We start from the raw sequence: 8,734 nt of genomic DNA, 5'->3' as shown, positions 1-8,734 counted from the left end.
CGCCCCGCCCCGTGGACGGACCCGCGTTCGCCGGCGCCAACGTGGTCAAGGGGACGGACGGCTTCCTGGACGACCTGGAGGACAGCCCCACCAACCGGCTGGACAGCCGCGCGTACCTCGCTGCCCGGCTCACGGACATCTTCATGGGCGACTGGGACCGCCACGAGGACCAGTGGCGGTGGGCCGGCTACGACCGCGGCGACCTGCGCGTGTGGCGCCCCATCCCCCGCGACCGCGACAACGCGTTCGTGCGCCACGAGGGGCTCGTGCTGTCGCTCGCGCGCCCCGTGTTCATCCGCATGGTGCGCTTCGCCGACGAGTATCCCAGCCTCACGGGGCTTACCGTGCAGGCGGAGCCGCTGGACCGGCGGCTGCTCTCGGACCTGCCGCGCGCCGCGTGGGACTCCGTCGCCGCCGACGTGCAGCGCCGGCTGACGGACGCCGCCATCACCCGGGCCGTGGAGTCCCTGCCGGCGGAGTACCAGGACGGCTGGCGGATGGGATTGATCTCCGACCTGCGCGCCCGCCGCGACGCGCTGGACGAGATGGCGGCGCGGTGGTACCAGCGCATGGCCCGCAACATCGACGTGTACCTGACGGACGCGGACGAAGTGGCCGTCATCGACCGCAACGACGACGGCTCCGTCGACATCACCGTGACAGGCGCGGGGGACAACGACCGGCGGTTCGTCACCTACCAGCGCCGCTTTCTGCACGCCGAGACGGACGACGTGCGCCTGTACATGCAGGGCGGCGCGGACAGCGTGCACGTGCGGGGGCCCGGCCACGGCGTGAGCGTGCGCGTGATCGGCGGCGGCGGGGACGACGTGATGGTGGACGAGACGCGCAGCACGGGCATCGCGTTCTACGACCACCGCGGCGACAACCGCCTGCTCCCCGGCCGCGGCACCAAGGTGAGCACCCGGCCCTGGGAGCAGCCCACGGACACCAGCAGCATCACGGGCCGGCGCACGTACCGCGACTGGGGCTGGAGCGCGTCCAACCTGTCGCCCTCGGCCGACTGGCGGCGGGGCGCGGGGCCCGTGCTGTTCGTGGGTCCGTCCATGACCAAGTACGCGTTTCGCACGCAGCCGTTCGCCTGGCAGGCGCAGGCCCGCATCGGCTGGGCGCCGCTGGAGACGGACCGCTTTACGCTCGAGGGCAACGCGGAGCTGCACCCGGAGAACCGGCGCCACTGGTACACGGTGGATGGACACGCGTCGCAGCTGGAGAACGTGCGGTTCTTCGGCTTTGGCAACGAGACCACGCGGACGGGCACGAGCGAGCAGTACGACAGCTGGCTGCGGCAGATCCGCGTCGCGACCGCGTGGAACCTCCCCCTGATGGGCGACGGCCGCCTGTCCGTGGGCCCCGTCTTTCAGTACACGGAGCCGGAGCTGGAGACCGGAAGCCCGCTGGAGACGGTGCGGCCCATCGGCTACGACTCGTACACGCAGCTGGGGCTGCGCGCGGACGCGGAGCTGGACGGGCGCGATGTGGAGAGCTTTCCCCGGCGCGGCTGGCGGCTGGAGCTGGGCGGGTCCGGCTACCCGGGGCTCGTGGAGGAGGAGGGCGCCTTTGGCGAGGCGCACGCGTGGGGCGCCACGTACCTGTCGCTGGGGGCGGGCCCCGTGCTGGCCCTGCGCGCCGGCGGACGGCAGGTGTGGGGCGAGTTCCCGTTCTTCGAGTCGGCCTTCCTGGGCGGCGGCAGCACGTTGCGCGGCCACACGGGCCAGCGCTTCGCGGGCGATGCCATGGCGTTTGGCGGGGCGGAGCTGCGCGTGCCGCTCGTCCGCGCCAACCTGGGCCTGCGCGGCACGCTGGGCGTGATCGGCCTGGCGGACGCGGGGCGCGTGTGGGTGGACGGCGAGTCGGACGGCGACTGGCACCACGCCGCGGGCGGCGGGTTGTTCTTCAACGCGGCGGGCCAGTCCGTCTTCTTTACCGTCGCGCGCGGCGAGCGCACAAGCCTGAACTTCGGGCTGGGCATGCCGTTTTGAGTGCGTGAGTGCGTGAGTGCAAAAGTGCGAAAGAGGCCCGGCGCGGATGCCGGGCCTCTTTGCGTTTGCGCGGGCATCCGGCCGGAGCGACTGAAGTCGCCGCAACGACAGCGGAAAGCCTCACAAACTGGAGGCTTCAACCGACCGGATGCCGCCCCGGTGCACATCGGCAGGCCCGTGCTGGGGCAGTCCGCGCAGGCGGACTTCGTGCCTTTCCAGCGGCGAATTCATTCGCTCCTGGTTGCGCGGACTCGGCATCGTCGCGCGACTACGCCGATCCGCAGGTGAGGGCCCCCTCGGCGGGCCGGCAGACTACCCGCCATGGTGCCGGGCCTGTGATCCTCCCTTCCCCCATGCCGTTTATGGGGGAAGGGCTGGGGATGGGGGGCGCTCCGCGATCCGCATGATCCATCCCCCGCGGCCGAACCCTCGACCAGCCTATCCCGTCCCATCCGGGGCTGAGGACTCTTCCCCGCCCTGCTATCTTCCTCCCCATGTCCACCCTCCCCATCGAATCCGCGCTGCCGGAGCTGCGGGCAGCGCTCGTATCCGCCGGCGCGGCCGTGCTGCAGGCGCCGCCGGGCGCGGGCAAGACCACGCACGTGCCCCTGGCCCTGCTCGACGAGCCGTGGCTGGCCGGCCGGCGCATCGTCATGCTGGAGCCGCGGCGGCTCGCGGCCCGCGCGGCGGCGACGTTCATGGCGCGGGCCCTGGGCCAGGACGTCGGCGGGACGGTGGGCTACCGCGTGCGGATGGAGACGCGCGTGGGGCCCACGACGCGCATCGAGGTCGTCACCGAAGGCGTGCTGACGCGCATGCTGCAGTCCGACGCCGCGCTGGAGGGCGTCGGCCTGGTGATCTTCGACGAGTTCCACGAGCGCAGCCTGCACGCGGACCTGGGGCTGGCCCTCACGCTGCAGTCCCGCGCCCTGCTCCGCGATGACCTGCGCGTCCTCGTGATGAGCGCCACGCTGGACGGCGGCCCCGTGGCCGCACTGCTGGGCGACGCGCCCGTCGTCACCAGCCTGGGGCGCAGCTTTCCCGTGGACGTCCGCTACCTGCCGCACCGCGTGGAGGGGCGGATGGAGGGCGCCGTCGTGCGCGTGGTCCGCGATGCCGTGAACGCGTCGGACGGCGACGTGCTCGTCTTTCTCCCCGGCGCGGGCGAGATCCACCGCGTGGAAGAGATGCTGCGCGACGCGGATCTGCCGTCGTCCGTCCGCGTCACCCCGCTGTACGGCAACCTGCCGCAATCCGCGCAGGACGAGGCCATCGCCCCCAGCCCGCCGGGCCGCCGCAAGGTCGTGCTGTCCACGTCCATCGCCGAGACGAGCCTGACCATCGAGGGCGTGCGCGTCGTGATCGACTCCGGGCTGATGCGCGTCCCCCGCTTCTCCCCGCGCACGGGGATGACGCGGCTGGAGACGACCACGGTGTCGCGCGCGTCCGCCGAGCAGCGGGCGGGGCGCGCGGGCCGCGTGGCGCCGGGCGTCTGCTGGCGGATGTGGCCGGAGGCGGCGCAGGCGGGGCTCGTCCCCCACTCCACGCCGGAGATCCTGGACGCGGACCTGGCGCCGCTCGCCCTGGAGCTGGCCGCGTGGGGCGTGGCGGATCCGGCGGAACTGGCGTGGCTGGACCCGCCGCCGGCCGCCGCGTTCGCGCAGGCCAGGGAGCTGCTGGCGGAGCTGGGCGCGCTGGACCGCGCGGGCGCCGTCACCGCGCATGGGCGGCGGATGGCGGGGCTTCCGCTGCACCCGCGGCTGGCGCACATGGCGTTGCGCGCGCGGGAGCTGGGGCTGGGCGGATTAGCGTGCGACCTGGCCGCCCTGCTGAGCGAGCGCGACCCGTTCCGCCGGGGAGACGGCCCGCCGGACGCGGACCTGCGGCTGCGGCTGGAGGCCCTGCGCGACCTCGCGGGCAACCGCCGCGTGCGCGCGTCGGCGGACGTGGGCGCGCTGCGGCGGGTGATGGCCGAGGCGCGCGAGTGGCGGCGCCGGCTGGGCGTCCGCGGCGAGGAGGGCGACGTGCAGTCCGCCGGACTGCTGCTGGCGCTGGCGTACCCGGACCGCATCGGCCAGCGGCGCACGGGGCGGCCCGGGCGCTACCGCCTGCGCAACGGTCGGGGCGCCGCGCTGGCGGAGGGCGATCCGCTCGCCGCGTCGCCGTACCTCGTCGCGCCGGAGCTGGACGGGACGGGGCGCGAGAGCCGCGTCTACCTGGCTGCGCCCGTGGAGCTGGACGAGGTCGAGCGCCACTTCGCGGACCAGGTGGAGACGGAGGAGGCCGTCGCCTGGGACGCGGACGCGAAGGCCGTCCGCGCGCGGCGCCGCGTGCGCCTGGGCGCGCTCGTGCTGCGCGAGGCACCCCTGGCGGATCCCGATCCGGACCTCGTCACGACCGCGTTGCTGGAGGCGATCGCGGGGGCGGGGCTGGACGCGCTGCCGTGGAGCAAGGCGTCCGCGCAGCTGCGCGAGCGGATGGCGCTGATGCACCGGCACGATCCGTCGTGGCCCGACGTCTCGGACGCGGCGCTGGCGGAAGAACTGGCGGACTGGCTGGGTCCGTACGTCTACGGGCTGACGAAGTGGGACGAGGTGCAGCGGCTGGACCTGACGGACATCCTGCTCAACCTGCTGGGCTGGGAGCGGCGGACGGCGCTGGACACGCTCGTGCCGTCGCACCTGGAGGTGCCCAGCGGCTCGCGCATCCCCATCGACTACGCGGACCCGGACGCGCCCGTGCTGGCCGCGCGGCTGCAGGAGCTGTTCGGGATGACGGAGACGCCGCGCGTGGCGGGCGGGCGCGTGCCGCTCGTCATCCACCTGCTGTCGCCCGCGCACCGGCCCGTGCAGGTGACGCGCGACCTGGCCAGCTTCTGGAAGACGGGCTACTTCGAGGTCAAAAAGGACCTCAAGGGCCGCTATCCCAAGCACTACTGGCCCGACGACCCCCTCCAGGCGCAAGCCACGTCGCGCGTCCGCCCCCGCCCGGCGACGTGACGGCGGCGGAATCGGCCGATCAGGATCAGCAGATCAGGATCAGCAGATCAGGATCAGCGGATCAGGATCGGCGGATCGGAATCGGCGGATCGGAATCGGCGGATCGGAATCGGCGGATCGGAATCGGCGGATCAGAATCGGCGGATCAGAAGCGGCAGATCGGAATCGGCAGATCGGAATCGGCAGATCAGAAGCGGCAGATCAGAAGCGGCGGATCGGAATCGGCAGATCGGAATCGGAAGATCGGAATCGGCAGGTCGGAATCGGTAGGTCGGAATCGGCGGATCGGAATCGGCAGATAGGAATCGACAGATCGGAATCGACAGATCGGAATCGGGCCCCAGCCGGAGCGAATGAATTCGCCGCTGGAAAGGCACGAAGTCCGCCTGCGCGGACTGGTCCGTCGCGAGAGGAGGCCTTGGCGCGGAGCGCCTCTCCGACTCTGCCCGCCCCCGATGCGCGGTTGAAGCCTCGCGGCAGTTTGCGAGGCTTTCCGCAGTGGTTGCGGCGACTTCAGTCGCTCGGCGAAGCCCGGTCTTCACGCAAAAGCGCCCCGCCGGCGAATCCCGGCGGGGCGCTTCGCATCCGGCATCGACCCGCATCGATGATCTTGCGCAGCCGCTCCGACTCCGCCCACAGCCGTGCGGCCGGCCGTATCCAGCGCCTGCCGGGGAATGCGAGCGGGGACGGGGCCGGAGGGGCGGCCTGCTCCCGGCGCGGACCGTCCAATTTCGGGGGAGCACCCACTGCCCTTCCCTTCCGCTCCTCACCTCTCCTTCACCGGGAACATCCGGCGCGAACAGCATCAAGAAAACGTAGCAGGTCAGCGTCCGGGAACGGCACCTGCCGCGCATCCGATTGCCCTAAAATGCAGCATTTCAAAGGATTGCGCCCCATTCTTAAACATCCGGTTCCGGGGCATGGAACTCGCATGGCCGGCGCGCCAATCCGCAGTCTGGTACGTTCTCCGTAGCAGTGTTGAAGCGGAACATCCGATTTGCGACGCGCGATCGCAGGCCGAGGAAACGGCCCGCATCGCCAGGAAAAAAGCGCACGAGCGAGTTCATGAGCACCACGCAGTCCCCGGGCGCCACGACGCCCCAGGCCGAGCCGCTTCGGCGGCGTCCGCCCAACGCCATCCCGGTCCTTCCCGCGTGGAAGGAGCGCGTCATCCGCGGCATCGCCGTGGTCACGCTGGCCTACTGGACGTACTACATCATCTGGCGCTGGGGATGGACGCTCAACCCCGACGCGCTCTGGTTCTCCATCCCCCTGGCCCTGGCCGAGACGTGGGGGCTGATCACCGCGTTCGTGATGATCCACTCCGTGTGGCGCATCCGCAACCGGCAGCCCGTCCCCGCGCCCGAGGGGATGACGGTGGACGTGTACATCACCTGCTACGACGAGCCGCTGGAGGTCATCCGCCGCACGGCCATCGGCGCGCGGGCCATCCGCTATCCCCACAAGACGTACATCCTGGACGACGGCGAGCGCGACGAGGTGCTGTCCATGGCCCAGGAGCTGGGGCTGGGCTACATCCGCCGCACCACGCACGAGCACGCCAAGGCCGGCAACCTCAACAACGCGCTCAGGCACACGGACGGCGACTTCATCCTGCAGCTGGACGCCGACCACGTACCCCTGCCCCACATCCTGGACCGGGTGCTGGGGTTCTTCATCGAGGATCCAAAGCTGGCGTTCGTGCAGACGCCGCAGGACTTCTACAACACGGACGCGTTCACCTACAACGTGGACGAGCACTCCCGCCGCATCTGGGAGGAGCAGCGCCTGTTCTTCGGCGTCATCCAGGCGGGCAAGGACAGCCTGAACTGCACCTTTTTCTGCGGGTGCAGCGCGGTGATCCGGCGGGCGGCCCTGGACAGCATCGGCGGGTTCAGCACGCAGACCATCACCGAGGACATCGAGACCTCGCTGGTGCTGCACGCCGGCGGCTGGAACAGCGCCTTCTACGGCGAGAGCCTGGTGTACGGCCTGGCGGCGCACAACGCCGTGGCCTTTCACACGCAGCACCTGCGGTGGGGCCAGGGCGGCATGCAGGTGCTCAAGCGCTTCAACCCGCTCACCTACCCGGGACTCAGCCTGTCGCAGCGCATCAGCTACTTCGGGTCGCTCACGGCGTACGTGGGCGGGCTGCAGAAGCTGGTGTACTACGCCGCGCCCCTGGTCTTCTTCTTCACCGGCGTGCTGCCCATCAAGGCGCTCAACGCGGAGTTCCTCGCGCGCTTCCTTCCCTTTCTTTTCCTGAGCTTTCTGCTCTCGGAGGCGTGGAGCCGGGGACGCAGCAACACGTGGATCTCCGAGCGCTACCACATGGTGAAGTTCTGGACCTACACGCGGGCCGTCTTCTCGTTCTTCAGCAACCGCGAGCAAAAGTTCAAGGTCACGCCCAAGGGGCCCGGCCACGTGCCGTTCCGTACCTACTCGCCCCAGGTGGTGCTGATGGGGCTCACGGTGCTGGGCGTCGTCTGGGCCACCCTGGCGTACGAGATGGGGTGGATCGGGTACAGCGGTGCGGCGGGGTGGAAGTCCGCTGCGTTCCTGAGCAACCTGTTCTGGGCGGCCATCAACTTCGCCGTGGCGGCGTCCGTCGTCCGCATCAGCATGCAGGCGCGGCAGCACCGGGCGGACCACCGGTTCCGCGACCGCTTTCCCGTCACGCTGGCCCTGGCCGGCAGCGGCGGGCGCATCCGCACCCGCATTGCCCTGGCCGAGGACCTGAACCCCGGCGGCATGGCCATCCGCACCCCGCAGCCGCTGGCGGAGGGGACGGAGATGCGCCTGACCCTCCCCCTCTCCACGGACACGGTGACGGTCACGGGCCGCGTGCTGTACAGCGAGCCCGTGCAGCCCCGGGGCGGCAGGCGGCGCCGCCGGCGCGAGGAAAAGGCGGCCGCGGGCGAGCCCGTGCAGGCGTACCGGGCGGGCATTGCGTTCGGCGAGCTGCCCATGAACGTGCGCGACCAGATCGAGCTGCACTGCACGCAGCACGCGGTGCCCCTGGAGCAGTCGCAGTACAGCATTGCCGCGCCGGGCTTCCTGGAGCGCACGATGGACTGGGTGCGCAACGCCCGGCGCGAGCGGCGCCGCCCCGTGCGCATGCCGGCCACGGTCACGGTCGGCCGCAAGCGCGGGAACACGCGGGTGGCCTTCCTGGAGGAGATCAGCGCGGGCGGGGCCCGGCTCATCATGGACGAGCCCGTGGCGCCCCACACCATCGTGCACTTCGAGGTGCCGGGCACGCGGGTGCGGGGCACGGGGCGGGTGGTCTTCGCGCGGGCCATCGAGACGCCCATCGGGCTGCGCTTTGCCGTGGGCGTGCAGCGCGGGCGCGAGGTGCGGCTGCCGGGGCTCCCCGCGGCGCCGGAGCAGGCGGGGGCGTGGCCGGGCCGCGGCGACGCGGCGGGGATGAAGGCGGCGCGGGCGTGAAGCACCGCGTACCAATGTGCGGGACCGCGGGACAAGGGAGGGACCGATGGACGTGACCGTGCGGCCGCGCGCCGGCAAGGGGCGCGCGCTGGGGCTGGTGGCCTACCTGTGGCTGATGTCGGGGTTCGCGGCGGGGACGTTCGTCCTCGTGGGCCCCGTGCGGTGGGTGACGGCGGGGGTGCACCGGATGGGGTGGAGCCAGCACGCGGAGGACCTGGTGCTGCGGGGGGTGATCCTGGGGTTCGTGCTGGGCTCGTGCGTGCTGGCCCTGTGGCTGGCCGGCACCAC

Annotated in this window: 3 protein-coding genes and 1 pseudogene; all 4 read left to right on the top strand. The window is 71.8% G+C overall.

The genetic code is table 11. The features are described 5' to 3' along the window. Positions 1-2,000: BamA/TamA family outer membrane protein (locus tag VFZ20_RS26165; RefSeq protein ID WP_329686915.1), on the top strand; the 2,000-nt coding region annotated here is incomplete at its 5' end. 494 nt (positions 2,001-2,494) lie between these two features. Beyond that, a complete protein-coding gene (gene hrpB / locus VFZ20_RS26160; RefSeq protein ID WP_329686914.1) occupies positions 2,495-4,999 on the top strand; it encodes an ATP-dependent helicase HrpB in 2,505 nt (834 codons plus the stop codon). Between the two features lie 1,065 nt (positions 5,000-6,064). After that, positions 6,065-8,446, top strand: a complete 2,382-nt coding sequence (locus tag VFZ20_RS26155; protein WP_329686913.1) for a glycosyltransferase family 2 protein — start codon at positions 6,065-6,067, stop codon at positions 8,444-8,446. Between the two features lie 46 nt (positions 8,447-8,492). Next, positions 8,493-8,734 (top strand): annotated as a pseudogene (locus tag VFZ20_RS26150) (hypothetical protein); the annotation flags it as partial.

Origin of the sequence: Longimicrobium sp., from assembly GCF_036280135.1 — a bacterium.
In the GTDB taxonomy this organism is placed as follows: Bacteria; Gemmatimonadota; Gemmatimonadetes; order Longimicrobiales; family Longimicrobiaceae; genus Longimicrobium.
The sequence above is the reverse complement of the archived record's forward strand: the minus strand, read 5'-3'. Positions and strand labels throughout refer to the sequence as shown.

Bases quoted from the DNA above. Each gene is read 5' to 3' on its own strand.
- hrpB (WP_329686914.1), top strand. From the start codon at position 2,495: ATGTCCACCCTCCCCATCGAATCCGCGCTGCCGGAGCTGCGGGCAGCG.
- VFZ20_RS26155 (WP_329686913.1), top strand. From the start codon at position 6,065: ATGAGCACCACGCAGTCCCCGGGCGCCACGACGCCCCAGGCCGAGCCG.